Consider the following 26,450-nt stretch of genomic DNA (forward strand, 5'->3'; position numbering starts at 1 on the left):
CCAGGATCTTGATGCCGTCCAATGCTTTCATCAGGTCATTCCCCCTTGTTTTTCGTGATCCCTGCGCGGGTCCAGACCTCGCGCACGTGGTCGTGCAGGCGCATCGTGTGATCGCGCACGCGCGTCCCGGCAAGATCCGGATCGCGCGACTCCAGCGCCTCGATGATTTCCATGTGATCCGCCACCGATTGCGGAACGCGATCCACCTCGGCCATGGACCGGCGGCGGACGGCGTGCATGTGCACGAACAGGTTCTCGGCCATGCTGGAAAGCAACTCGCAACCCGAAATTTCCAGGATCTTCTGGTGAAAGCGGATGTTGTCGTCGGAATATTCCGCGATATCCGCGCCCGTCTTGGAGACCGAGTATTTCGCCGCAATCGTGCGCAGGCTCGAGATCTCGCGGTCCGTGGCACGCTCGCAGGCCAGCCGGGCAGCCATGCTTTCCAGCGCGGCCCAGGCGATGATCATCTCCAGGATATCCGAAAGCGTCTTGCGCTGCACGAAGATGCCGCGACGGGGGCGGACCTCCAAAAGGCCTTCTTGTTCCAGCCGCACCAGAACCTCGCGCAGGGGCGTGCGAGAGACGCCCAGCTGGTCCGCAAGGCTGCGTTCGTCCAGCCGCAAATCCACGCTGTCGGAATAAATGTCCATCTCGAGGATCGCTTCGCGCATCCGGTTATAGATGTGGTCCTTGAGCGTGACCGACGTGTCGATCGGATTGAGTTTCATGACGGCGCACCGGGTTTGAGTCGCTAAATCCGTAGTCTGGTATACCACGAACCAACGCAAATCAACGGCAAACTTTCGCGGATGCAGCAAGAATACCGCCCTGTCGCGGTGCGGACCGCCTTTTCCTAAGGTCAAAACGAAAGGGCCGGGAAAACCCCGGCCCTTCGAAAATCATGATCGCAGCGCGGACTACTCCGCCGCCACCGCCGCTTCGGCCTTTTCCACCCGCACGGCCGAGTACTTGAACTCGGGGATCTTGCCATAGGGGTCGATGGCCGGGTTGGTGAGGATGTTCGCCGCCGCCTCGACATAGGCAAACGGCATGAAGACCATGTCCGGCGCAATCGCGCGGTCGGCCCGCGCCATCACATCGATCGAGCCGCGCTTGGTGGTGATCCGCACCATGCCGCCCGGCTCCACGCCCAGCTTGCGCAGGGTCGAGGGGTGCAGCGAGCAGTTCGCCTCGGGCTCGACCGCGTCCAGCACGCTGGCCCGGCGGGTCATCGACCCGGTGTGCCAATGCTCCAGCTGCCGTCCGGTGGTCAGAACCATCGGATAATCCGCATCCGGCAGGTCGTCGGGCGGGATCACGCTGGCCGGGGTGAACCGGGCACGGCCCTCGGGGCGGGGGAAGGCATCGCCGAAGACCACGGCCTGGCCGGGGTCCTCGGGGCTGAGCGACGGATAAGTCACCGCCTCGCGCTCCAGTCGTTCCCAGGTGATGTTGTCGAGGCTGCGCATGTTGATCGCCATCTCGTTGAACACTTCGCTGGGATGCGTGTAGGTCCAGTTCAGACCGCAGCGCTTGGCCAGTTCGACCTCGATCCACCAATCCTCTTTCGCCTCGCCCGGCGGCGGCACGGCCTGGCGCAGCATCTGCACCGTCCGGTTGGTGTTCGACACCGTGCCGGATTTTTCATAGAGGGCCGAGGCTGGCAGGATCACATCGGCATAGTTCGCCGTCTCGGTGATGAAGATGTCCTGCACCACGAGGTGATCCAGCATCGCCAGCGCGTCGCGGGCGTGCTCCACATCCGGGTCGCTCATCGCCGGGTTCTCGCCCAGCACGTACATCGCCTTGATGTGGCCCTCGTGCACCGCGTCCATGATCTCGGTGACGGTCAGACCCTTCTCGCTGCTGAAGTCGCCCGATTCCCAGACTTCGGTGAACGCCTTGCGCACGCCATCGTCGGTGACCGACAGGTAGTCGGGCAAAAACATCGGGATCAGGCCCGCGTCGGACGCGCCCTGCACATTGTTCTGGCCGCGAAGCGGATGCAGGCCCGTGCCGGGACGGCCCACATGGCCGCACATCAGCGCAAGGCTGATCAGGCAGCGAGAGTTGTCCGTGCCGTGGATGTGCTGGCTGACGCCCATGCCCCAGAAGATCATGGCGGATTGCGCCGAGGCGAACTCGCGGGCGACCGCGCGCAGCGTCTCGGCGGGGATGCCGCACAGCTCTTCCATCTTCTCGGGCGGGAACTGCGCCAGATGCGCCTTCTCGGCCTCCCAGTTTTCGGTGAACGCCTCGATATACTGCTGGTCGTAAAGCTCTTCCTCGACGATCACGTGCATGATCGCGTTCAGCATGGACACGTCCGCGCCCGGCTTGAACTGCAGCATGTGGGTAGCGAAGCGTTTCATCCCCACGCCGCGCGGATCCATAACGATCAGCTTGCCACCGCGCTTGGTGAACTGCTTGAAATAGGTGGCCGCGACGGGGTGGTTCTCGATCGGGTTGGCCCCGATGATGATCGCCACATCGGCATTCTCGATCTCGTTGAAGGTCGCGGTCACCGCACCCGATCCGACGTTCTCGATCAGGGCGGCAACGGAGGACGCGTGGCACAGCCGCGTGCAGTGGTCCACGTTGTTGTGGCCAAAGCCTTGGCGGATGAACTTCTGGAACAGGTAGGCCTCTTCGTTTGTGCATTTCGCACTGCCGAAGCCGGCCACCTCGCGTCCCCGGCCTTTCAGACCGTTCGCCGCCACGTCCAGCGCCTCGTCCCACGACGCTTCGCGGAAGAAATCCTGCCAGTTGTCGGGATCGACGTTCAGGCCCTTCGCGGGTGCGTCCTCGCGCCGGATCAAAGGCTTGGTCAGGCGGTGCGAATGGTGGATATAGTCGTAGCCGAACCGGCCCTTGACGCACAGCCGGCCTTCGTTGGCGGGGCCATTGATGCCCTCGACATATTTCACCTTGTCGTCCTTGACCTTCAGGCTGATCTGGCAGCCCACACCGCAGAAGGCGCAGACGCTGTCGACCTCGCGGTCATAGTCGGCGCTGTCTCCGACCTGGGCGTCATCGACCACCGTGGACGGCATCAGCGCGCCCGTGGGGCACGCCTGCACGCATTCGCCACAGGCCACACAGGTGCTTTCGCCCATGGGGTCGTCGAAATCGAACACCGGGAAGCTGTCATGCCCGCGACCGGCCATCCCGATCACGTCGTTGACCTGCACTTCACGGCAGGCGCGGACGCAAAGGTTGCACTGTATGCAGGCATCCAGGTTGACGCTCATCGCGACGTGGCTGTCATCCAGCAGCGGCACACGGTCCTGTTCCAGCTTGGGAAAACGGCTTTGCGATACGCCGGCCAGCTTGGCCATGTCCCAAAGGTGGCTCGACTTGTCATGCGCCTTTTCCGGCTCGGGCTGGTCGGCGACCAGCATCTCCATCACCATCTTGCGCGCGGTCTCGGCCCGGTTGGAATTGGTGGTGACGTTCATGCCCTCGCTGGGCTCGCGAATGCACGAGGCGACGAGGTTTCGCTCGCCCTCGACTTCCACCATGCAGGCGCGGCAGTTGCCATCGGGGCGATACCCCGGCGCGGGTTTGTGGCACAGGTGCGGGATTTTCAACCCCCGGCCATTGGCCACCTCCCAGATGGTCATGCCCTTCTCGGCTTCGACTTCCTTGCCATCGAGTGTGAACTTGATCGTGTCGGTCATGTCTTACACCTCGTCCGGGAAATGTTTCATGGTCAGGCGAATGGGGTTGGGCGCCGCCTGCCCCAGGCCGCAGATCGAGGCGTCGACCATGGTCTGGCTCAGCTCTTCCAGCAGCGACTGGTCCCATTTATCCGCCTGCATCAGCTTGACGGCCTTTTCACAGCCGACGCGGCAGGGCGTGCATTGGCCACAGCTTTCGTCCTCGAAGAACTTCAGCATGTTGATTGCGGCTTCCTTGGCGCTGTCCTTGTCGGACAGAACCACCACGGCGGCGGACCCGATGAAGCTGCCATGCGGCTGCAACGTATCGAAATCGAGCGGTACATCATCCATGTGCGCAGGCAGAAGGCCCGAGGACGGACCGCCCGGCTGATAGGCTTTCAGCGTGTGACCATCGAGCATCCCGCCCGCGGCCTCGATGATGTCCAGGATGGTGGAACCTGCCGGCAGCAGGTGCACGCCCGGGTTCTTGACCCGGCCCGAGACCGAGTAGGAGCGCAGACCCTTGCGGTCGTTCTTTTCCACGCCCGACAGGATCTCGCCGCCTTCGCGCAGAACGCGGGTCACCCAGTAGAGCGTCTCGACATTGTTCACCAGCGTCGGCTTGTTGTAGACACCGACCTGCGCCACGAAGGGCGGGCGGTGCCGCGGCAACCCGCGCTTGCCCTCGATCGATTCGATCATCGCGCTTTCTTCGCCGCAGATATAGGCCCCCGCGCCGCGGCGCAGTTCGATATACCCTTCCTCGACGATGCCCGCGTCCTCCAGCGCCTTGATCTCCTTGGCCAGGATCTTCAGCACAGCGGGGTATTCATCGCGCATGTAGATGAAACAGGTCTTGGCCTCGACAGCCCAAGCGGCGATCAGCATCCCCTCGAGGAACAGATGCGGCGTGCGCTCCAGGTAATAGCGGTCCTTGAACGTGCCCGGCTCGCCTTCGTCACCGTTGACGGCCAGATAGCGCGGCCCTGCCTCGGCCCGCACGAACCCCCATTTCTTGCCCGAAGGGAAACCGGCACCGCCCAGCCCGCGCAGGCCCGAATCCAGCAAGGTCTGCTGAATGGTCTCGAACTCGCCACTCTTGCGGATCTCCGCCAGTTTCTCGTAGCCACCCTCGGCCTTGTAGGCGGCGAAATCTTCATAGTCGGGCACATGCGTGTGGGTGTCGCCCGCGGCAATCGCCGCCTCGACCTTCTCCACCGTCGCGTTGTCGATGTGGTTGTGGCCCAGTTCCAGCACCGGCGCCGTGTCGCACCGCCCCATGCAGGGCGCGCGCAGCACGCGGACCTCACTGGGGTCCATGCCATCTTCCAGCGCCGCCTTCAGCTGTTGCGCCCCGGCCAACTCGCACGACAGCGAGTCGCATACCCGGATGGTCAGGGCCGGCGGCGGCACCTCACCTTCCTTGACCACGTCGAAATGCGCATAAAACGTTGCAACTTCATAGACTTCGGCCTGCGCGATGCGCATTTCCTCGGCCAGCGCGCGCAGGTGTGCCGCGCTGAGGTGGCCGAACTTGTCCTGGATCAGGTGCAGGTATTCGATCAGCAGGTCGCGCCGCCGGGGCGCATCGCCCAGAAGGTCGCGAACCTCTTCCCAGGCCTGATCCTCAAGCTGCCGGCCCTTGGGCGTGTGCCGCCCCTTGCCTTTGCCCGATTTCCAGACGCCGCTGCGATCATCAAGTGCCATGTGGACCCTCCCGTTGCTGAGGGCACACTAAAGCATACCGTTTTCAATCAAAAATCGTATGATTCAAAGCCACGATAAGCGGGGCTTATCGCAGAACCTCTTTCAAGGCCTGCACCGTGCGCAAGGCCGGCCCCCTGTCCGCTGTCACAAGGCTGAGCGACTTGTGCACTTCGGGATCGACCAGCGGCAGGATGCGCACCGACCGGGGCGCGCCGGTGTTTTCGACCAAAACCTTGGGCACCACCGTTGCCGCCGCGCCCTGAATGGCCATCACCACGCCCGCAGTCAGGCCCGACAATTCCGCCACGACGCGCGGGCGCGTGCCCACGTCCTGGAACACCGTGTCGATGATATGCCGGTTCTGCATCCCCGGCTCCAGCAGGCAAAGCGGCAGCGCGCCGGCCTCTTTCCAGGTGATCTGGGTCTTGCCGTCCTCGACCATGTCCGAGGGAACCAGCAGCACGTATTCCTCGTCGTCGATCGGCGTCACGCTCAGGAAACTGTGAATGGCACTCTCGGAATTCGCACTGTCGGTATAGGTGATCCCGGCATCGTAGGTACCTGCCTCCAGTCCGTGCAGAATGGCCAGCGAGTTCATCGTCTTGACGCGCACGGTGATCCCCGGATTGGCCTCGCGCAGTTGGATCACCGTCTTGGCCGCCAGGGCGGCGGCCGTCGGGATTACCGCCAATGACAACACGCCGGTCACGTCCCCCGGCTCGGCGCTGAACTCGGTCTCCAGCCGCTTCACATCCTCCAGGATCTGAAGCGCGTGGCGCACGATGCTCTCCCCATCCGGCGTCAGCCCCTGAAATCGGTTGCCCCGATGAACGATCTTTGTCTCCAGATGCTCTTCCAGCTTGGCGATCCGCATCGAGAATGCAGGCTGCGACACGCCGCATTCCTCGGCAGCGCGGGCAAAGTGCTTTTGCCGCGCCAGCGCAGTCAGGAATTGCAGGTCTTTGAGGTCCAGCACGTCTGCTCCATCATCGGTCGCCAATCGTGCCGGACTAAATCAAGCCCCGCGCCGGATGTCTATTTGAAACCGGCAATCTGCCCGATCACACCGGACTGTCCACACGGCCGAAAATCTGCGCCGCGTGCTTTTCAAGATAGATGCGCAGCCAAGGCGTGTAGATTTCCGGCATGGTACGCGCATAGTCCCGCAGGTCATCAAGATCGACCCAGGCCGTGTCCATCACCTCGGTAGGGTTTGGCCGCAGGGAAAAGCGTTCCGCAACATTGGCCACGAAAACATCGACCACTTCGTGCTCCACCAGCCCGCCGCCCACATCGGCGCGGTATTCCAGCTGGTCACGGTAGTCCAGCGCCAGGCCTTCGATGCCCAACTCTTCGGTCAGCCGACGATGCGCACAGGTCTCCGGGTCCTCGCCCCAATGCGGATGGGTGCAGCAGGTGTTCGCCCACAGGCCCGGCGTATGGTACTTGCCCAGCGCCCGGCGCTGGATCAGCACCGCGTTGCCGCACAGCACGAAAACCGACACCGCCTTGTGCCGCAGGCCGCGCTCGTGCGCCTCCAGCTTCTCGACGGCCACAAGGTCGCCGCCGACCCATGTGGGGATCATGACGCTCATGTATAGGCCGCCGGCACCAGCCGCGTCAGATGCGCCAGGTTCTTCAGGCCGATCTTCAGGTGGGCCATGGGCCGGGCCTTGACCAGTTTCTTGTTCATGTACGCCTCGAAGGTCAGACGCTGCACGTCGATGTCATGGCACAGCGACACGAACCGTTCGCGCCGCTCGTCCGACTTGTAATAGGCATTCTGCATCGACGCCAGCACCCGGAACACGGTCTTGTGCTCTTTCATGAAGAGCTGCCGCGCCAGTCTCAGGTCCTTGACCCGCCCCGAGGCCAGGGTCGCCGCGGCTGCCGTGGCCGCAACGCGCCCCCCGGCCATGGCATAGTAGATCCCCTCGCCCGAGCTTGGCGCGACCACACCCGCCGCATCCCCGGCCAGGACGACATCCTTGCCATTGTCCCAGCGGTCCAGCGGTTTCAGCGGAATGGGCGCGCCTTCCTTACGGATCGTCTCGCACTCCGCCAGCCCGCTGGCGAGACGCAGATCGGCGGTGGCCTGTTTCACGTCCACCTCCTTGACCAGCGATCCCATGCCGACGCTGGCCGACTTGCCGTGCGGAAAGACCCAGCCATAGAAATCGGGGCTGATCCGGCCGTCATAGATGACGTCGCATCGGGTCGGATCGTATTCGCCCACCTTTCCGGGGGCCGCGATGATCTCGTGATAGGCGATGACATACGGAATCCGGTCCCCGCCCTCGACCTCGTCGCGCGCCACGTTCGACCGCGCGCCATCCGCGCCGATCACCAGCTTGCAGGGCAATTCGCGCTCGTTACCGCTGACCTTGTCGCGATAGATGACCTTGACCTGCCCGTGCTCGCGCTCGATCCGCCTGTAGGTTCCGGTGGCCCGCACCGCCCCCGCGGCCTCGGCCCGGACGCGCAGGAACTCGTCGAAATCCTCGCGGTCCACCATGCCGACAAACCCATTCTCGATCGGGATATCGACCTTGCGCCCGGTAGGCGAGATCATGCGCGCGGTGGTGATCTTGGCCACCAGCAGATCCTCGGGGATGTCGAAATCCGCAACCAGGCGCGGCGGAATCGCCCCACCACAGGGCTTGATTCGCCCGGCCCTGTCGAGCAGCGCCACCTTGTGCCCAGACCGCGCCAGATCCTCGGCCGCCGTGGCCCCGCTCGGGCCGCCTCCAACCACTACAACGTCATACATCGCTCATTCTCCCGGTTGCAGCAGCGGCGCGGTCGGCCGATGCAGGATTCGCATCGCCACCAGCGCGGCGGCCAAGAAAAGCACGGCCTCAAGGCCGAACACCGCGGCATAGGCCGCCCCGTCGCTCATCATCAAACGGGCCACGTCCAGCGTGCCCGTGGCAATCAGGCCAGCCAGCCCGGCGGCCACTGCCTGCGCCGCGCCGAAGACGCCCATCCGCGTGCCGGTCGCCCCTTCCTGCGCCGCGGCCAGTCGCATCATCGACCCGATGGCGCCCACCACGAACAACCCGTTGCCCAGCCCCAAAATCACCGTGAACGGCACCAGCGCCGCGCCCGCGCCAAGGCCCATCAGGCCCAGCGCCGAGATCACGCAGCCAGTGACGGCCCATGTCCGCAAGCTGCCGAGCTTGAAGGTCGAGAACGCCCCAGCCATCAACATCCCCAAAAGCGCCGCGCCATCCTTGCCGCCCGACAGCTTGGTCGACTCGTCGGGTGTCAGCCCATGGATATGTCCGGCAAAGGGCTCCAAAACCAATTCGCTCAGGTAGAAGGCCAGGATCGACAGGAACACGAAGCCCGTGAATGTCTTCGCCGCCGGGTCCGCCCAGGTCGCGCGCAGCGCCGGACCCAGCTTGGCCTCCTGCGGCGCGGGCACGGCGCCCAGACGCCGCTCGACGCCCCATGTGGCAATCAACGCCGCCACGAAACAGGCGGCCGCCACGATGGGCACGACCAGCATCAGCCGCTCCGGGCTGTAGGGTTTCAACGCGATCCCCGCGCCAACCGACGCCGCAATCGCCCCCGCGATCAGCATCAGCCACGCAAACGTGGCCGCGGCCCCTTTCCTGTCGTCCGGCGCGGCCGTCGCAAGCAGCGCCAGGAAGGACGTGCCCGCCGCCCCGATGCCGAAGCCGATCAGCGCATAGGCCACAATCCAAACCGCAATCGCCATCTGCGTGTTTGGCGCAAAAGCGATTCCCCAGCCAGTCAGCACCAGCCCCGCGCCCACGACCAGCGTACCGCCCAGGATGAACGGCGTCCGCCCGCCCTTGGTATCCGAACGATGGCCCCAGACAGGCCGCGACAGTTGCACGGCATAGTGCAAGGCCACCAAGAACCCCGGCAACAGGGCGGGCAAGGCAAGCTCCACCGTCATCAGCCGGTTGAAGAGGTTGACCGGCAGCGCCGCCATTCCGCCAATGGCCGCATTGGCCAGGCACAATCTTGCGATACCGCCCCAGCCCAGCGTCATACCAGCGTCCTTACTGCGAAGGCCGCAACCATCATGCCGCTGACATAAAGCGTGACGCCCGTCCCGTTGTACCAGGGCGCACGCCCCTTGGGATCGGACAGCAGAACGCGCATCGCCCAGACCTGAACGCCCAGCAGTGCGGCAATAGCGGCGGCGTGATACACCTGCCCCCACCCCGTCAGCAGCGCGATCACCGCAACCTGCGGCAGCGCCATGACCCAGCAAGCCACCCGCGCCGCGCGCTCGGGGCCCAGCGTGACCGGCAGGGAATTGACGCCGGTCTGGCGGTCCCCCTCCAACGCTTTGAAATCGTTGAGAGTCATGATCCCGTGCGCGCCCACGGCATAAAGCAGCGCCAGCACCACGATCTGCCAGGCTGGCGCACCCGCCGACAAGACGGCGGCCCCGGTGAACCAGGGCAATCCTTCGTAACAAAGTGCCACCAGGCCCGGCCCCCACCAGCCCGATTTCTTCAACCGGACAGGCTCGGCCGAATAGGCCCAGGCTGCCAGAACGCCGAAAACCGTCGCGCCAAAGCCCCACGGGCCCAGCGTCGCCCCCAGCGCCAATGCGGCGGCACTCATCACCAAGGCGATCCAAAGCCCCCAGCGCCCGGGAATGCGCCCCGACGGGATCGGGCGGTGCGGTTCGTTGATGGCATCCACATGCCGGTCGCACCAGTCGTTGGCCGCCTGGCTCATGCCACACACGACGGGTCCGGCCAGAACCATGCCGATCAACACCAGCCACGGCGCCGACATCACCGGCACGCCGCTGGACACGACGCCGCACAGATAGGCCCAGACCGGCGGAAACCACGTGATCGGCTTTATCAAGGTAAGTATGGCGCGCGGTTCGGGCCGGCGGCGCGACGCCTGTATGCCCAATGAGACACTCATGGTGTCAAGTATGGTTTACATCTCGGATTCGCGAAAGGTCTTTTTTGAAACCGGACTCGTTCCGCACCAAAATCCTTTCAAAAAGGATTTGCCAAAAGCTTTCACAAAGCTTTTGACCGCCTACTCGTCAGCACCCGAATTGATCAGGCCGTATTTGCGCAGTTTCACGTAAAGGCTCTGGCGTGACAGTCCCAGCATTTCGGCCGCCGCGACCCTGTTGTTCCCGGTCAACTGCACCGCCGTCTCGATGCACAACTTCTCGATCACGTCCGACGTGGCCGAAACGAGTTCTTTCAGCGAGGCTGTCCCGACGAGGTCCATGACGTTCTTCATGGCCTCTTCGCTGACCACGCTGGTCACTTCGGCATCCGCACCTTCGTTCAAAGACGTATTTCGCAGGATGAAACCATACCCGAAATCGCCGGCCGGGTCGCGCAGCCGGGCCACGGAGACATCGACGCTCGACCGCGTTCCGACGATGCTGGCCATCTGGGTGGCGTAGTTGCTCAACCGCCCCTGCTTGGCCGCCGTCTCAAGCATCAGCTTGGTATCCACGGCACCGCGCACCAGGAAATCCGCCAGATTGTTGTCGCGCACGTCGCGCAATTGCGCCGCATCGGCCATGGTCAGAAAGGCCTCGTTCGCGTCGCGGATCGCACCTTTGCCATCGGTGATCACGATCGCATCGCTGGTGGCGGCATATAGCGCGCCAAGCACCTGCGCGGATTCAGCCGCCGTTCCGGCGTCGCCATCCGCAGGCCGCACGCGGCACAGCATATAAAGCTCACCCGCCGCACGGAAAAAATCGGGGTAGAGCTTCAGTTCGCGCTCGTTGCGCCGCGCCACAAGTTCGATGCCCCGCGCCTCGCGCGATCCGGCCGCGCTGCGCATCGCGTCCATCAGCTCTTCGCGCCGGCGGCCGTCGAACGCCTGCGCCAGCGACGATCCGCTCAGCGTGTCGACATTCGTACCCAATAGCATCGCCGCCGCGCTGTTCAGGTCGCGAATGCGGCCTTTCTCCGGCTCGACCAATATCAGCGGCGTCTCGGACGCTTCCAGAACGACATGATAAAACGTCTGCTCACCGCGCAGCCGCTGCTGGTCACGCTCGCGCGCCGTTTGCTCGGCAACAAGGCGTTGCTGCACCTCCGCAATGGGCTGCATGTCGCGCCCCAGCAAAAGCAAGCCTCCGTCATAGACCCTGTGCAGGGTATAGCGAATCGGAAATTCCCACGTGGCATTGTCGATATGATTCAGTTCCAGCCCCCGAGTCGTCGCGTCGGGATTGGCGCGCATCTCTGCCAGCCGCAACTCGAGCTTTTCCTTGCTTTCGACAGTCAGGAATTTTTCGAACGGCCGCCCAACCCAATGGTCAAGGCATCCAAGCGATGGACAATCGGGATTGACGGATATGCCGGCGACTTCGCCATCGTCTGCCACGTATACCGCCATATCACCGGCCTGTTCGACAATATTGTGCACCCCGGAAGGATCGGGCAAGGCGCCGGCGCGTAGTCGCTCAGACTTCCGAGTCTCACGCGTCATCGGACCACTCCGCCAATCCCCAATTCAGGCAGCATCAGATCGCTCCGGTGAACGGCAGCGCCTCAGCTACACTCGACAAGCCACATTTTTCAATCGCTTCTCTTGCAGTGCGCACCGCGTGATCCGCGCCGGTCTTGGATACGGCCTTGGGATCTGCTTCAACGGCCCGCCCGCCGATCACGATCGGTGGCATATAGTTAGCATTCGAGCGGAGGTAGTCTATGAGTTCGGTGGTTTTTTCAACCGAATTCCGCGTCGCGACCGAGATTCCGATCATTGCAAAGCGCCGCGTGCCCGAAAGTTCAGCCAATTCCTCTCGTGTCAGGCCGATCGCCATGTGCACCCACAACCCATGACGGCGAAGATTATCCGCCGCGACAAACGCGCCGAGCGCGTGCTGCTCGTACTGCGGCACGACCATCAGCGCGGATTGGCCAAGCGGGATGCTCCGGTCGCTCCACCGACCGGGCGAGTCGGCCTGTTTACCGCGAAACAGCCCCTGCAAACGCGAAGCGCCGACCGTGACATCGACGAAACTTGCCCGATCACTGACCCAAAGCTCGCCAAGATAGGCCGAGGCGGCCGGGATGTAGGACTGGAAAATCTCCTCGCTGCTGACTCCGTTCGCCATCAACGAAGATATGACCGCGCGGTAGCTGCTGTCAGAGTCCGACATCAGCGCTTCGCACAAGCGTTCGACCCATTGCTCTCGGGTTCGCGGCTCGGACCGGGCCGTGTTCGAGATGACCGTTCTCAGCGCCGATTCTACGAGAAACCGGATGGCCGGTTGCTGCGTCTTTGAAAGGCCTTGGCCTTTTCTGTCAGAGGACTCTCCCACGCGCTTCTCCCCCGCGTTCGACAACATGACTTAGCCCGAAGAAACCGGGCACGCATGTGGCCAGAGTTAGTCTGCGCCCGCCGGACCTCAATGTCAATTTTTCCTGACATACACGCATGAGGAGACAACTCAAGCCCTTGTTTGCCACCAATTTATTCTTGCGCCAAACAGCCTGAAAATGACCTGATGGCAAATAAAAAACCAAAGCCAGTCGCGTATCAGGCCAACCGCGCCTGTTTACAGATCGCGACGGATCAATGTGTAAATTTTAGTTGACACTTTGGCGCCCCGACCCCTAGCATCGTGCTACGATCTTACGGCCTGCGAGGGGGAGCCAATGACGCTGCAAGCGCCACCAAAAGCGAGCCCGGGCCTGCTCTACACACCCGAGCAGCGCGCCCGCCGCGATGCCAGTATCTGGACCCTGGTTCAGGGCGTTCTCGCGCCCGCTCAATTCCTCGTCTTTCTCGTCTCGCTCGGTCTCGTGCTGCGCTACCTTTGGACAGGCGAAGGCTATGCGCTGGCCACCTGGTCGATCCTGATCAAGACCGGCTTTCTGTATCTCATCATGGTCACCGGTGCGATCTGGGAAAAAATCGTTTTCGGTCAATACCTTTTCGCCCACGCCTTCTTTTGGGAAGACGTGTTCAGCTTTGCGGTCATCGCGCTGCACACAGCCTATCTCTGGGCGCTTTTCACGGCCGCCTTCTCCCCTCAAGGTTTGATGATCCTGGCGCTCGCGGCCTATGCCGCCTACGCCATCAACGCCACCCAGTTCTTACTCAAATTACGCGCCGCGCGACTGCAATCGGCAGCCCTGTCAGAGGTGCCGGCATGACCGACGACTCCACGCCTCTTCCGGCCACAGGATGCCGTGACGCCCCGGTTCTGAAACAGCGCGGCCAGCACGAGGTCTTCTGCGGCCTGACGGGAATCATCTGGCTGCACCGCAAGATGCAGGACGCGTTCTTTCTGGTCGTGGGCAGCCGCACCTGCGCCCACCTGCTGCAATCCGCCGCCGGCGTGATGATCTTTGCCGAGCCGCGTTTCGGCACCGCGATTCTCGAGGAAACCGACTTGGCCGGCCTGGCCGATGCCCAGGCCGAGCTTGAACGCGAGGTTGCCCGCCTGCTGGAGCGCCGCAAGGATATTCGCCAGCTCTTCCTCGTGGGCTCCTGCCCGTCCGAGGTGATCAAGCTGGACCTTGCCCGCGCCGCCGAAAAGCTTTCGCTGCAATACGCGCCGCATGTGCGGGTTCTGAATTACTCTGGGTCGGGCATCGAAACGACCTTTACCGAGGGCGAGGACGCGTGCCTCGCCTCGATGGTGCCGGTCCTGCCGGAAACGGACGAGCGCCAGCTTCTCGTGGTTGGCGCCCTGCCCGACGTGGTCGAGGACCAGATGCTCGATCTTCTGTCCAAAATGAGCATCGACAACGTGAAAGTGCTGCCAGCGCGCCGCGCCGACAGCACTCTCGCGGTTGGTCCCAACACCTCTTTCATCCTTACCCAGCCTTTCCTCGGCGGCACCCTCGCCGCACTTGGAAAGCGCGGGGCGCGTCACATTCCTGCGCCTTTCCCGTTCGGCGAAGAAGGCACCACCGCGTGGCTTCGCGCCGTGGCAATGGAGTTCGGTGTCGACATCACCCTGTTCGACACTGTAACACACGCGCCCCGCGCACGGGCCAAAAAAGCGATCTCGCAGGCGTCGGAGAAACTGGACGGCAAATCCGTCTTCTTCTTTCCCGACAGCCAGCTTGAGATCCCGCTGGCCCGGTTTCTCACCCGCGAATGCGGGATGACCGCCATCGAAGTCGGCGCACCCTATATCCACAAGGGCGTTGTCGGCCCCGATCTCGACCTTCTGGAAGAAGGCCCGACACTGTCCGAGGGCCAGGATGTCGAGATGCAGCTTGACCGCTGCCGCGCCGCCCAGCCGGACCTGACGGTCTGCGGTCTGGGCCTTGCCAACCCGTTGGAGGCCGAGGGACTGGCCACCAAGTGGGCCATCGAACTGGTCTTCACCCCGGTGCATTTCTACGAACAGGCCGGTGACCTTGCCGGTCTCTTCTCGCGTCCCCTCAACCGCCGCGCCAAACTGCGGCTGGAGGCGGCGGAATGAAGCTGTCGGTCTGGACATACGAAGGCCCGCCGCATGTCGGCGCCCTGCGCGTCGCCACCGCGATGAAGGGCCTGCATTACGTCCTGCACGCGCCGCAGGGCGACACCTATGCCGACCTGCTCTTCACTATGATCGAGCGGCGCAACCACCGCCCGCCGGTCACTTACACGACGTTTCAGGCTCGCGATCTGGGCGCAGACACCGCAAACCTGTTCAAAACCGCGGCTCAAGCGGCCTATGACCGATTCAAGCCGCAAGCGATGATCGTCGGCGCCTCCTGCACCGCCGAACTGATCCAGGACGACCCCGGCGGCATGGCCGAACAGATGGGCCTTCCCTGCCCGGTCATCGCGCTGGAACTCCCGAGCTACCAGCGCAAGGAAAACTTCGGCGCAGACGAGACCCTGTTTCAGCTGGTGCGTCACCTTGCGAAACCGATGGAGCGTACGGGCCACGTCACCGCCAACCTGATCGGCCCCACCGCGCTCGGCTTCCGCCACCGCGACGACATTACCGAGGTCACTGCCCTGCTCGAAGACATGGGCATCTCGGTCAATGTCTGCGCACCGTTCAACGCGACGCCCCGGGACCTCACCCGGCTGGGGGCCGCGCATTTCAACGTGCTGATGTACCCCGAAACCGGCGAGGCCGCCTGCCGCTGGATGGAACGTGAGCTGGACCAGCCGTTCACCAAGACCGTCCCCATCGGTGTCGGCGCCACCCGCGATTTCATCGCCGAGGTGGCCCAGATCACCGGACAAGAGCCGAACCTCGACGACAGCCGCCTGCGCCTCCCGTGGTACTCCGCCTCGGTCGATTCCACTTACCTCACCGGCAAGCGCGTGTTCCTCTTTGGCGACGGCACGCATGTCGCCGCCGCCGCCCGCGTCGCCCGCGACGAGATGGGGTTCGAGGTGGTGGGCCTTGGCTGCTACAACCGCGAGATGGCCCGCCCGATCCGTGCTCTGGCAAAGGATTACGGCGTCGAGGCGCTGATCACCGACGACTACCTCGACGTCGAACAGCGGATCGAGGAACTGGCACCCGAGATGATCCTCGGAACGCAGATGGAACGCCATATCGGCAAGCGCCTCGGCATCCCCTGCGCCGTCATCTCCGCCCCCGTCCACGTTCAGGATTTCCCGGCCCGTTACAGCCCGCAAATGGGTATCGAGGGCGCAAACGTCATCTTCGACACCTGGGTGCACCCGCTGGTCATGGGGCTGGAAGAGCATCTGCTGCACATGTTCCGCGACGATTTCGAGTTCCATGACGACGCGGGTGCCAGCCATCACGGACACAAGGCGGTCGACCGCAAAACGGACGACCGTCCCGGGCTTGACCCGGGACCTCCCGGCCACTCAACCGAAGAACCGCAGCCTGCCAATGACAACACCTCCATCACCTGGCTTGCCGACGCCGAGAAGGAGTTGAAGAAGATCCCCTTCTTCGTGCGCGGCAAGGCCCGCCGCAACACCGAAAACTTCGCCGCCGAACGCGGCATGACGCAGATCAGCCTCGACACGCTTTACGAGGCAAAGGCCCATTATGCGCGATGACGCCATGATAACCCGGCCTTACAAGGTCGTGATCCTGACGCTGGACAGCCACGCCGCCGGTCCCTGCGAACGCGCGGCGCTGAATCTCGGCATGGATTTCCCGGGGCTGGAACTCAAAGTCCACGCCGCCGCCGAATGGGGTGAAAGCGACGCCGCCCTGGCCGCCGCCCGCGCCGACATCGCCTCGGGCGACATTCTCATCGCCAACCTTCTCTTCCTCGAAGACCACATCAACGCGATCCTGCCCGACCTCGAGGCCCGGCGCGAAGACTGCGACGCGCTGGCGGGCATCATCGCCGACGCCAAGATCGTGCGCCTGACGCGTATGGGCACGCTCGACATGCAGGCGCCCGAATCCGGCACCCGCAAGCTGATGAAAAAGCTTCGCGGCCAGACCAAGCAGAATGTCGACAGCGGCGCCAAGAAGATGAAGATGCTGCGCCGCCTGCCGCGCATCCTCAAGCTGATCCCTGGCAAGGCGCAGGACCTGCGCGCCTGGTTCCTGGTGATGCAATACTGGCTGGGCGCATCCGACGAGAACGTCGAGGGGCTGATCCGCTTCCTCATTTCGCGCTACTGCCGCCACGACGACTGGCGCGGCGCGCGCGTGGCGCTGCCGGTGGAATATCCCGATACCGGGCTTTACCACCCCGACCTGTCCGACCGCATCACCACCGATCCCGCCGATCTGCCCGGCCACATCCCCGGTGCGCCCACCGTGGGCCTTCTGATGATGCGCTCCTACGTGCTCTCTGGCGACACGGCGCATTACGACGGCGTCATCCGCACGCTTCATGCCCGCGGCCTCAACGTGTTGCCCGCCTTCGCAGGCGGTCTCGACGGGCGCCCGGCCATCGACGCCTACTTCCGCACCGAGCGTGGCCCCAAGATCGACGCGCTTGTCTCGCTGACCGGCTTCAGCCTTGTCGGCGGCCCGGCCTATAACGACAACGACGCAGCCATTTCCGTGCTCAAGGACCTCGATCTGCCCTACATCGCCGCGCACCCGCTGGAATTCCAGACGCTGGGCCAGTGGGCCGCCTCGCCCCAGGGCCTCGGCCCGATCGAGACCACGATGCTGATCGCCCTGCCGGAACTTGACGGCGCGACCTGCCCCACGGTCTTTGCCGGCCGCCACGGCCCCGAAGGCTGTGACGGATGCCGTCACAAATGCCGCGCCGCTCCCGATGTCAAATCCATGGCCCCCTGCCCCGAGCGCATCGACAGCCTGGTCGAAAAGACCGAGCGCCTGATACGCCTGCGCCGCAGCAAGCTGGCCGAAAAGAAGGTCGCCATCGTCCTCTTCGGCTTCCCGCCCAACGCGGGCGCCGTGGGCACCGCCGCCTATCTCTCGGTCTTTGAAAGCCTGCACAACACCATGCTGGAAATGCAGGCCCAGGGCTACGACATCGAGGTGCCCGAAACCGTCGACGCCCTGCGCACCGCCGTCCTGCAAGGCAACGCCGCCCAGTACGGGCAAGAGGCCAATGTCGCGGCCCATGTCAGCGCCGACAGAATCGTGGCAAACACGCCCCACCTCTCCGAGATCGAAGAGGTCTGGGGACCCGCCCCCGGCAAGGTGCAATCCGACGGGCGCGGCGTTTTCGTGCTTGGCCAGGACTTCGGCAATGTCTTCGTCGGCGTCCAACCCGCCTTCGGCTACGAAGGCGATCCGATGCGCCTGCTGTTCGAGCGCGGCTTCGCGCCCACCCATGCCTTCGTGCAATTCTACCAGTGGCTGCGCAACACCTACCAGGCCGACGCCATCCTGCATTTCGGGATGCATGGCGCGTTGGAATTCATGCCGGGCAAACAGGCGGGTCTTGGCGCGCGCGACTGGCCAGACCGCCTGATCGGCGAGATGCCCAACATCTACCTCTATGCCGCCAACAACCCGTCCGAGGCCAGCCTCGCAAAACGCCGCTCCGGCGCCGTCACCATCTCGCACCTCACCCCGCCGCTGGCCACCGCCGGCCTCTACAAGGGCCTGGCCGAGCTGAAAGACAGCCTCACCCGCTGGCGCGCCACCCGCCCCGGCGCGTCTGAGCGCGCCGATCTGGAATCCCTCATCGCCGAACAGGCCGAGGCGGTGGATTTGGGCGACACCGACCCTGAAACGCTCTGGCTGAAACTGCTGGAAACCGAGGATGCGCTGATCCCCGAAGGACTGCACGTCGTGGGCCGGCCTATGTCCGACACGGCTCGCGCCGAGTATCTCGACCTCATGGCCGACGCCGATGCCGAGACCCGCGCCATCGCCGACAAACACCTGAAGCAAAGCACCGAGATCCCAGCCATCCTCCATGCACTTGCTGGCGGCTACACCGCGCCCGTGCATGGCGGCGACCTGATCCGCTCGCCCGATATCCTGCCCACGGGCCGCAACATCCACGCGTTCGATCCGTTCCGCATGCCCAGCGAATTCGCCTGCCGCGAGGGCGCGGCCCAGGCGCAGCTTCTGCTGGACACTCACAAGACATTGCCGCGCACCGTGGCGATCGTCCTCTGGGGGTCCGACAACATCAAGTCCGATGGCTCGCAACTGGCGCAGGCGCTGGCGCTCATGGGCGCAACCCCCCGCTTCGACAGTTTCGGCCGCCTTTGCGGCGCAGACCTGATCCCACTTGCCGAACTGGGCCGTCCCCGCATCGACGTCATCATGACCCTCTCGGGCATCTTCCGCGACCTGCTGCCGCTTCAGACCAAACTACTGGCCGAGGCCGCGCTCAAGGCCGCGCAGGCCGACGAGCCGGTCGAACAAAACTTCATCCGCGCCCACGCGCTGGCCTATGCCGAAAAGATCGGCTGCGACCTGCAAACCGCCGCGCTGCGCGTCTTTTCCAATGCCGAGGGCGCTTACGGCTCGAACGTCAACATGATGGTCGACAGCTCCGCCTTCGATGACGAGGACGAACTGGCCGACGCGTACCTGTCGCGCAAATCCTTCGCCTACGGCGTCGACGGCAAGGCCGCGGCCAACGACAAGCTGCTGCAAACCGCGCTCGGCGACGTCGAACTGGCCTATCAGAATCTCGAATCCGTCGAGCTTGGCGTTACCACGGTCGACCACTATTTCGACACGCTGGGCGGCATCTCCCGCGCGGTGAAACGCGCCCGCGGCGGTGAAGAGGCGGCGATCTACATCTCCGACACCACACGTGGTGCCGGAAAGGTGCGCACGCTGGCCGATCAGGTCTCGCTGGAATCCCGCTCGCGGGCACTGAACCCCAAATTCCACGAGGCACTCTTGCAACACGGCGCCGAAGGCGTCCGCCAGATCGAAAGCGCCTTCACCAACACGATGGGCTGGTCCGCGACCACCGGACAGGTCGAACCGTGGGTCTACCAGCGCCTCAGCGAGACCTTCATCCTTGACGCGGACATGCGCCAGCGGCTGGCGGATCTGAACCCGACCGCCTCCTCGCGCATGGCCAACCGCCTGCTCGAAGCCCACGACCGCGCCTATTGGCAGCCCGACGAGGACACTCTCTCGGCCCTGCGCAACGCCGCCGACTCCCTCGAAGATCATCTCGAAGGAGTCGCAGCAGAATGACACGCAATCCCGAAAGGACAGGCGACATATGAGCCCTCGCGACGACATTCCGGCCCTCAGGGGCCAAGACGGCGAAGGATCGGTTCAGGTTCACCAGGACCCATCGATGAAAATCGAAGGGGCCAAGGTCTTTTCGGTCTACGGCAAGGGCGGGATCGGCAAGTCCACCACGTCCTCGAACCTGTCGGCGGCCTTCGCCAAGATGGGCAAGCGCGTGCTTCAGATCGGCTGCGATCCCAAGCATGACAGCACCTTCACTCTGACCGGCCGCTTGCAGCCCACGGTGATCGACATCCTGAAAGAGGTCGATTTCCACCCCGAGGAACTGCGCCCCGAGGATTTCGTGGCCGATGGCTGGGGCGGCGTCAAATGCGTCGAGGCAGGCGGTCCGCCCGCCGGCACCGGCTGCGGCGGCTATGTCGTGGGCCAGACCGTCAAGCTGCTGAAACAGCACCACATGCTGGAAGACACCGACGTGGTGATATTCGACGTGCTGGGCGACGTGGTCTGCGGCGGCTTTGCCGCGCCCCTGCAACATGCCGACCGGGCGGTGATCGTCACCGCCAACGATTTCGACAGCATTTATGCGATGAACCGCATCATCGCAGCGGTGCAGGCCAAGTCGGTCAACTACAAGGTCCGGCTGGCGGGCTGCGTCGCCAACCGCTCGCGCGAGACGAACGAGGTCGACCGCTACTGCGAGAAGGTCGGCTTCAACCGCATCGCGCATATGCCCGACTATGACGCCATCCGCCGCTCGCGGCTGAAGAAGAAGACGCTCTTCGAGATGCCCGACGAGGAAGACATCGTCATGGCGCGGGCCGAATACGTGAAACTGGCTGAAACCCTCTGGCGCGGAACCGAACCGCTGGCTCCCGCACCGATGGAAGACCGCGACATCTTCGAGCTTCTTGGATTCGATTGATGAGCTACGACCGCACATTGACCCGGGTCGAAACCTATTTCGACAAGACCGCCACCCGCACGTGGGAGGCGCTGACCAGTGACGCGCCGGTCTCGAAGATCCGGGAAACCGTGCGGCGCGGGCGGGACGCGATGCGGCAACAGATGCTGTCGCGCCTGCCCAATGATCTGCGCGGCGCGCGCATTCTCGATGCGGGCTGCGGCACCGGCGCCATGACCACCGAACTGGCCGCGCGCGGCGCGGATGTGGTCGCGGTGGATATCTCGCCCTCGCTTGTGGCCATCGCACAACGCCGCCTGCCCGAAACGCTGGCGCATCGCGTGGCCTTTCACGCAGGTGACATGCTGGACGAACGCCTCGGCCGGTTCGATCACGTGCTGGCGATGGACAGCCTGATCTACTACCGCGACGCCGATATCGCCCGGTCGCTCGCGACGCTCATGGCGCGCAGCTCGGGCCGGATCGTCTTTACCGTCGCCCCACGCACGCCGCTCCTGATGGGCATGTGGTACGCGGGCAAGCTCTTTCCGCGCTCCGACCGCTCGCCCACCATGATCCCGCACAGCCCCGCGCGGCTGGCGCGCGCCTATGCCCACGCCAATGGCACCGGCACGCTTGCTCCGCTGGAACGTGTGACCTCGGGCTTCTATATTTCCCACGCGATGGAGGTGACTGCATGAGCCGTCCTTCGCCCCTCAAGCACCTCAGCCTGCGCGCCCTGCCCTTCGCGGATGCGGCCAGCGAGGGATTGCCGATGGGCGAACTGCTGCGCCTGTCGCTCTTTCAGGTTTCGGTCGGCATGGCAACGGTTCTGCTGCTCGGCACGCTCAACCGCGTGATGATCGTCGAACTTTCCGTCCCGGCCACCATCGTGGCCGTGATGATCGCCCTGCCCGTCCTGATCGCGCCCTTCCGCACGCTTCTGGGCTTTCGCTCGGACACCTACCGCAGCGCCATCGGCTGGAAGCGTGTGCCCTACCTGTGGTTCGGCTCACTCTGGCAGATGGGCGGTCTCGCGGTCATGCCGTTCGCGCTGTTGGTCCTGTCGGGCAACACTGTCCACGACGTGCCCTTCGCGGGCGAGGTGCTGGCGGCGCTGGCCTTCCTGATGACCGGCCTCGGCCTGCACATGACCCAAACCGCCGGTCTGGCCCTGGCCACCGACCGCGCAGACGAGGCGACGCGCCCGCGCGTCGTGGCCCTGCTTTACGTGATGTTCCTCTTGGGCATGGGCATCTCGGCCATCGTCATCGGCTGGCTGCTGCGCGACTTCAGCGAACTGGCCCTGATCCGCGTGGTGCAAGGCGCGGCTCTGGCGGGCATCGTCCTCAACCTCATCGCCCTGTGGAAGCAGGAAAAAATGGCGCCGATGACCAAGGCGGAACGCGCCGCCCCCCGCCCCCGTTTTTCTGAGGCCTGGGCCGACCTGATGGCCGGCGGACAGGCCGGGCGGCTTCTGGCGGTGGTCTTCATCGGCACAATGGCCTTCAACATGCAGGACGTCCTGCTGGAACCTTACGGCGGCGAAATCCTGGGCCTCTCGGTGTCCTCGACCACGCTCCTGACAGCGCTCTGGGCCACGGGCGCACTGGCAGGATTCGTCTGGACCGGGCGCTCACTGGCGCAGGGGCGCAATGCGCACCGGCTTGCGGCCCTCGGCGTACTGATCGGCATCGCGGCCTTCGCCATTGTCGTCTTCGCCGCGCCGATGGACTCGACCACCCTCTTCTTTGCCGGGGCTTGCCTGATCGGGCTGGGCGGCGGCGTCTTCGCCGTGTCGACCCTGACCGCGGCCATGACCGTGACGACCCAAGGCAAGGCCGGCCATGGCCTCGCGCTCGGTGCGTGGGGCGCCGCGCAGGCCACGGCAGCGGGACTCGCCATCGCCTTCGGCGGCGGCATCCGCGACGCGGTGAACGCCGCTGCCACCTCCGGCGCATGGGGCGAGGTGCTGAACACGCCCGCCACCGGCTACGCTTTCGTCTATCACACCGAAATCGCCCTTCTCTTCGTCACGCTCGCCGTGATCGGGCCATTGGTGCGCAACCCGCGCGCCGCCACCCATTCCACCCCATCGGAGGCGGCCCGCATCGGCCTGGCCGACTTCCCGACATGATGTGCCGATCCATGGAAAGGATATCCCATGAGTAACGCTTTCTTTGCCAATTTCGATCTTGCCAGTCTTTCGATCTGGCTGTTCTGGGTCTTCTTCGCCGGGCTGATCATCTACATCCAGCGCGAGAACATGCGCGAGGGCTACCCCCTGGAAGACGATGACGGCAACCTGTCCGCCAACCAGGGGCCCTTCCCGATCCCCAGCGACAAGACCTTCATCCTGCCCCATGGCCGGGGCGAGCTGACCGTGCCCTCGGGCCAGCGCCCCGACCGCCAGAACGTCGCCCTGCAAAAGACCGCCGCCGGCAACGGCTTTCCGTTCGAGCCCACCGGCGATCCGCTCGCCGATGGCGTCGGCCCGGCCTCCTGGGCCAACCGCGAGGACGTGCCGGAACTGGACGGTCATGGCCATCCCAAGATCGTGCCGATGTCGGCCAACGAGCATTTCCACGTGGCCGCTGGCCGTGACCCGCGCGGCTTGCCCGTGGTGGCCGGCGATGGCGAGGTCGTGGGCATGATCACCGACCTCTGGGTCGACGAGCCCGAGCAACTGGTGCGCTATCTCGAGATCGAACTCGACGGCGATCATGGCGGCGGAAAACGGCTGGTGCCGATGACCCTGACCCGGATCAAGAGCAACCACGTCAAGGTGCTCAAGATCTACGGCAAGCATTTCGCCGGCGTGCCGACGCACGCCTCGCCCAACCAGGTGACCAAGCTCGAGGAAGACAAGATCTCGGCTTATTACGGCGGCGGCACGATCTATGCCGACGACGCCCGCCTCAACCCCAAGCTGGGCTGAGCCGGAAACAAGACGGACGGAGGAGATGACGATGCCCCATGACGACTTTCACGTGGAACCGGTGCCCGGCCTGCCCGAACGCCCGCCCGAGGGCGAGCAGATCCTGTGGCAAGGCCGGCCCAACTGGTGGGCGCTGACGGTTCAGTCGCTCAACCTCTACTGGGTAGTGGGCTATTTCGTCGTGCTCTTCGCCTGGCGCTTCGTCACCCTGTTCGATCAGGTGGGGATGGCCCATGCGTTCCGGGTGTCCTTCCCGTTCCTGGTCATCGGTGCGGTGGCGGCGGCGCTCCTGCTGCTGATCGGCTGCGTGCAGGCCCGCGCCACCGTCTACACCATCACCAACCGGCGCGTGGCGATGCGCGTCGGCGCGGCGCTGACCGTCACGCTGAACCTGCCCTTCAGCCGCATCGCCAGCGCCGATCTGGCGCTGCGCCGTTCGGGCAACGGTACCATCGCGCTCGACCTGATGGACCCGCCGCCGCTCAGCTACCTGACCTGCTGGCCGCATGTGCGGCCCTGGCACGTGCGCAAGCCGCAACCCGCACTGCGCGCCATCGACGACGCCGCCCGCATCGCGCGCCTCATTGCCGAGACGGCCGAGGCGCAGGTCAATGCCCCCAAACTCGCCCGCACACCGGCCGCCACGCCCAACACCGGCGCGGATGACATCGCCCCCGGCGCCGTGCCGGCGGAATGAGAAGGACCTGACAAACCATGGCCCAGACCGACAACATCCACGCCACCGACCGCACCGGACATGACAAGGAACTCGTCCCGCGCGTGCTGGTCTTCGCGGTCTGCACCTTCGTGCTGATCGTGCTGGCGCTGGTGACATGGTCGCGCCTGTCGGGCCAGCCGGTCACCTATACGCCGCCCACCGGTACCATCACGCATGAACGCACCTTCAACCTGTCCGGCGACATGTCCGGCAGCGCCATCGTGACCGACCTCGACGGCACGCTCATCGCCGACCTGAACCCGAAAGAGGGCGGGTTCATCTCGGGAGTCTGGAGGGTGATCCAGCGCGAGCGCACCAAACACCGCGTGGCCCTGGAGGGCCCGCTGACACTCGTCCGCTACGACAACGGACGCATCGCGATCCACGACCCGTCCACGGGCTGGAGTGCCGACCTCATGGGGTTCGGCATCGACAACGCCAAGGCCTTTGCAAGGCTCCTGGCACAATAGCAAAAGGAGACGCCAAAATGGGATGGCTGACCAAAGACATAGAAAGGGCGCCCTGCACGGTCGAAGTATCACACTGCTTTGACTCCCTGCACGCGCATGTGCGGTTCAACAACGGGGCGGTGATTCACCCCGGCGACGAGGTAAAGGTCCACGGACCCGAGATCATGGCGCCCTTCGGCGAAGTGGTCAGCGAGGACCGCGAGGCCACCATCGTTCGCGCCAGCAAACTGGAACAGCTCTGGACCCGCCTCACGGGTGATTTCGAGGTGATGGAGCTGTGCGAGTTTTCCTTCTCCGAGGAGGTCACGCTATGAACGCCCACACCGGAAAGCACACCGCCGACGCCACCACCGTTGAAGAGGGGCTCGCGATCGCCGAAGCGCAGGATCGCCAGTACAACGATGAAATGGCGACCGAGACGGCCATGTCCAACACGCTGCTCACGCCGCGGTTCTACACCACCGACTTCGACGAGCTCGATGCCATCGACGTTAGCCCGGTGCGCGCGGACTGGGACAAGCTGATCGACCAGATGGAAGCCGATCCCAACAAGGGCCACTTCAAGAAGAACGAGGACTGGGACCATGTCGACTGGGAGGGTATGGACCCCGCCCTGAAGAAGGAATTCATCGACTTCCTGATCTCAAGCTGCACAGCCGAGTTCTCGGGCTGCGTGCTCTACAAGGAGATGAAGCGCCGCGGCAACAACAAGGACATCACGCAGCTTTTCCAACTGATGGCCCGTGACGAGGCCCGGCACGCCGGCTTCATCAACGACGCCCTACGCGAGGCCGGGTTGCGGGTGAACCTGGGCTTCCTGACGCAGAAGAAGAAATATACCTACTTCCGGCCCAAGTTCATCTACTACGCCACCTACCTTTCGGAAAAGATCGGCTATGCGCGGTACATCACCATTTACCGCCATCTCGAGGCGAACCCCGAGCATCGCTTCCACCCGATCTTCAAGTGGTTCCGCGAATGGTGCAACGACGAGTTCAGCCACGGCGAGGCCTTCGCCCTGCTGATGAAGACCGACCCCAAGCTGACCTCAGGCCGAAACGTCTACTGGATCAAGTTCTTCCTGACGGCGGTCTACGCGACAATGTATGTCCGCGACCACCAGCGCCCGGCCTTTCACAAGGCCCTCGGCGTCGATCCTGACTGGTACGCGCACGAGGTCTTCACCAAGACGTCGGAGCTGACCAAGCAGATCTTCCCGATCACACTGGATATCGAGAATCCGAAATGGCAGCCGCTGCTCGAAAAGCTTCAAAAGGCCAATGTCGATCTCGACACCGCGCGCAAAGAGGGCGGGCCGATGGGCTTTGCCAAGCGTCTGTCGGCGCAGGCCCGCGCTGGTACTGCCTTCGTACGGCTTATGCTGATCCCGTCGAAGTCGCACAAGGTGCCGGAAAACGTGCGGCTGGAGCCGGCCTACTGATGACGGGCGGCCGCCATATCGCACGCCCCGCCCCGGACTTGATCCGGGGCCTCATGGCGTCAGAGGTC

22 protein-coding genes are annotated in these 26,450 nt (G+C 64.3%); 12 read left to right on the forward strand and 10 right to left on the reverse strand.

Annotated features, from left to right (window positions below; genetic code table 11):
* Positions 1 to 35: 35 nt before the first annotated feature.
* The 10 genes from XM53_RS14600 to XM53_RS14645 form a co-directional block, all read right to left on the reverse strand.
* Entirely contained in the window at positions 36 to 731 is a 696-nt protein-coding gene (locus tag XM53_RS14600; RefSeq protein ID WP_057794589.1) for a GntR family transcriptional regulator, read from the reverse strand.
* 189 nt (positions 732 to 920) lie between these two features.
* Positions 921 to 3,683, reverse strand: coding sequence for a formate dehydrogenase subunit alpha (fdhF, locus tag XM53_RS14605; protein WP_057794591.1), 2,763 nt, complete (start codon positions 3,681 to 3,683; stop codon positions 921 to 923).
* Between the two features lie 3 nt (positions 3,684 to 3,686).
* On the reverse strand, positions 3,687 to 5,372 hold the full coding sequence (locus XM53_RS14610) for an NAD(P)H-dependent oxidoreductase subunit E (protein ID WP_057794593.1): 1,686 nt from the start codon (positions 5,370 to 5,372) through the stop codon (positions 3,687 to 3,689).
* Positions 5,373 to 5,457: 85 nt separating this feature from the next.
* Positions 5,458 to 6,348, reverse strand: coding sequence for a LysR family transcriptional regulator (locus XM53_RS14615; protein WP_057794684.1), 891 nt, complete (start codon positions 6,346 to 6,348; stop codon positions 5,458 to 5,460).
* A gap of 85 nt (positions 6,349 to 6,433) precedes the next feature.
* Complete coding sequence (gene idi, locus XM53_RS14620) at positions 6,434 to 6,967, reverse strand: isopentenyl-diphosphate Delta-isomerase (protein WP_057794595.1); 534 nt, start codon at positions 6,965 to 6,967, stop codon at positions 6,434 to 6,436.
* Positions 6,964 to 8,142 (reverse strand): geranylgeranyl diphosphate reductase, encoded by a 1,179-nt coding sequence (locus XM53_RS14625; RefSeq protein WP_057794596.1) that lies wholly within the window; start codon positions 8,140 to 8,142, stop codon positions 6,964 to 6,966. The genes idi and XM53_RS14625 overlap by 4 nt, the downstream gene beginning before the upstream one ends.
* 3 nt (positions 8,143 to 8,145) lie before the next feature.
* Positions 8,146 to 9,396, reverse strand: coding sequence for a BCD family MFS transporter (locus XM53_RS14630; protein ID WP_057794598.1), 1,251 nt, complete (start codon positions 9,394 to 9,396; stop codon positions 8,146 to 8,148).
* Positions 9,393 to 10,295, reverse strand: coding sequence for a chlorophyll synthase ChlG (chlG, locus tag XM53_RS14635; protein ID WP_057794600.1), 903 nt, complete (start codon positions 10,293 to 10,295; stop codon positions 9,393 to 9,395). Before chlG ends, XM53_RS14630 begins: the two co-directional genes overlap by 4 nt.
* Before the next feature lie 120 nt (positions 10,296 to 10,415).
* Positions 10,416 to 11,840, reverse strand: a complete 1,425-nt coding sequence (gene ppsR / locus XM53_RS14640) for a transcriptional regulator PpsR (RefSeq protein WP_057794602.1) — start codon at positions 11,838 to 11,840, stop codon at positions 10,416 to 10,418.
* Between the two features lie 34 nt (positions 11,841 to 11,874).
* Positions 11,875 to 12,678 (reverse strand): cobalamin B12-binding domain-containing protein, encoded by an 804-nt coding sequence (locus XM53_RS14645; protein ID WP_236544518.1) that lies wholly within the window; start codon positions 12,676 to 12,678, stop codon positions 11,875 to 11,877.
* 337 nt (positions 12,679 to 13,015) lie between these two features.
* Here XM53_RS14645 and bchF point away from each other — a divergent pair, with 337 nt between their 5' ends.
* From bchF to acsF, 12 genes are read left to right on the forward strand one after another with little or no spacing between them, the layout of a single operon-like run.
* Complete coding sequence (gene bchF, locus XM53_RS14650; RefSeq protein ID WP_057794603.1) at positions 13,016 to 13,516, forward strand: 2-vinyl bacteriochlorophyllide hydratase; 501 nt, start codon at positions 13,016 to 13,018, stop codon at positions 13,514 to 13,516.
* Positions 13,513 to 14,799: a ferredoxin:protochlorophyllide reductase (ATP-dependent) subunit N gene (locus XM53_RS14655; protein WP_057794605.1), complete on the forward strand. Its 1,287-nt coding sequence runs from the start codon at positions 13,513 to 13,515 to the stop codon at positions 14,797 to 14,799. Before bchF ends, XM53_RS14655 begins: the two co-directional genes overlap by 4 nt.
* A complete protein-coding gene (gene bchB, locus XM53_RS14660) occupies positions 14,796 to 16,358 on the forward strand; it encodes a ferredoxin:protochlorophyllide reductase (ATP-dependent) subunit B (protein ID WP_057794607.1) in 1,563 nt (520 codons plus the stop codon). Before XM53_RS14655 ends, bchB begins: the two co-directional genes overlap by 4 nt.
* Positions 16,348 to 19,911 (forward strand): magnesium chelatase subunit H, encoded by a 3,564-nt coding sequence (locus XM53_RS14665; RefSeq protein WP_057794609.1) that lies wholly within the window; start codon positions 16,348 to 16,350, stop codon positions 19,909 to 19,911. The genes bchB and XM53_RS14665 overlap by 11 nt, the downstream gene beginning before the upstream one ends.
* A gap of 28 nt (positions 19,912 to 19,939) precedes the next feature.
* Positions 19,940 to 20,836, forward strand: coding sequence for a ferredoxin:protochlorophyllide reductase (ATP-dependent) iron-sulfur ATP-binding protein (gene bchL, locus XM53_RS14670; protein WP_057794611.1), 897 nt, complete (start codon positions 19,940 to 19,942; stop codon positions 20,834 to 20,836).
* Positions 20,836 to 21,516 (forward strand): magnesium protoporphyrin IX methyltransferase, encoded by a 681-nt coding sequence (gene bchM / locus XM53_RS14675; RefSeq protein ID WP_057794613.1) that lies wholly within the window; start codon positions 20,836 to 20,838, stop codon positions 21,514 to 21,516. The genes bchL and bchM overlap by 1 nt, the downstream gene beginning before the upstream one ends.
* The gene (locus XM53_RS14680) at positions 21,513 to 22,952 is read left to right on the forward strand and encodes a PucC family protein (RefSeq protein WP_057794615.1); all 1,440 of its coding nucleotides are present in this window, start codon (positions 21,513 to 21,515) and stop codon (positions 22,950 to 22,952) included. Before bchM ends, XM53_RS14680 begins: the two co-directional genes overlap by 4 nt.
* Before the next feature lie 27 nt (positions 22,953 to 22,979).
* Complete coding sequence (gene puhA, locus XM53_RS14685; RefSeq protein WP_057794617.1) at positions 22,980 to 23,753, forward strand: photosynthetic reaction center subunit H; 774 nt, start codon at positions 22,980 to 22,982, stop codon at positions 23,751 to 23,753.
* A 31-nt stretch (positions 23,754 to 23,784) separates the two neighbouring features.
* Positions 23,785 to 24,450, forward strand: coding sequence for a photosynthetic complex putative assembly protein PuhB (puhB, locus tag XM53_RS14690; RefSeq protein WP_057794688.1), 666 nt, complete (start codon positions 23,785 to 23,787; stop codon positions 24,448 to 24,450).
* Positions 24,451 to 24,467: 17 nt separating this feature from the next.
* On the forward strand, positions 24,468 to 24,941 hold the full coding sequence (gene puhC, locus XM53_RS14695; protein ID WP_057794619.1) for a photosynthetic complex assembly protein PuhC: 474 nt from the start codon (positions 24,468 to 24,470) through the stop codon (positions 24,939 to 24,941).
* A 17-nt stretch (positions 24,942 to 24,958) separates the two neighbouring features.
* Positions 24,959 to 25,255, forward strand: coding sequence for a hypothetical protein (locus XM53_RS14700; protein ID WP_057794621.1), 297 nt, complete (start codon positions 24,959 to 24,961; stop codon positions 25,253 to 25,255).
* Positions 25,252 to 26,382 (forward strand): magnesium-protoporphyrin IX monomethyl ester (oxidative) cyclase, encoded by a 1,131-nt coding sequence (acsF, locus tag XM53_RS14705; RefSeq protein WP_057794623.1) that lies wholly within the window; start codon positions 25,252 to 25,254, stop codon positions 26,380 to 26,382. The genes XM53_RS14700 and acsF overlap by 4 nt, the downstream gene beginning before the upstream one ends.
* The last annotated feature ends 68 nt before the right edge of the window (positions 26,383 to 26,450 follow it).

The sequence above is a fragment of the Roseovarius atlanticus genome (assembly GCF_001441615.1).
GTDB lineage: Bacteria > Pseudomonadota > Alphaproteobacteria > Rhodobacterales > Rhodobacteraceae > Roseovarius > Roseovarius atlanticus.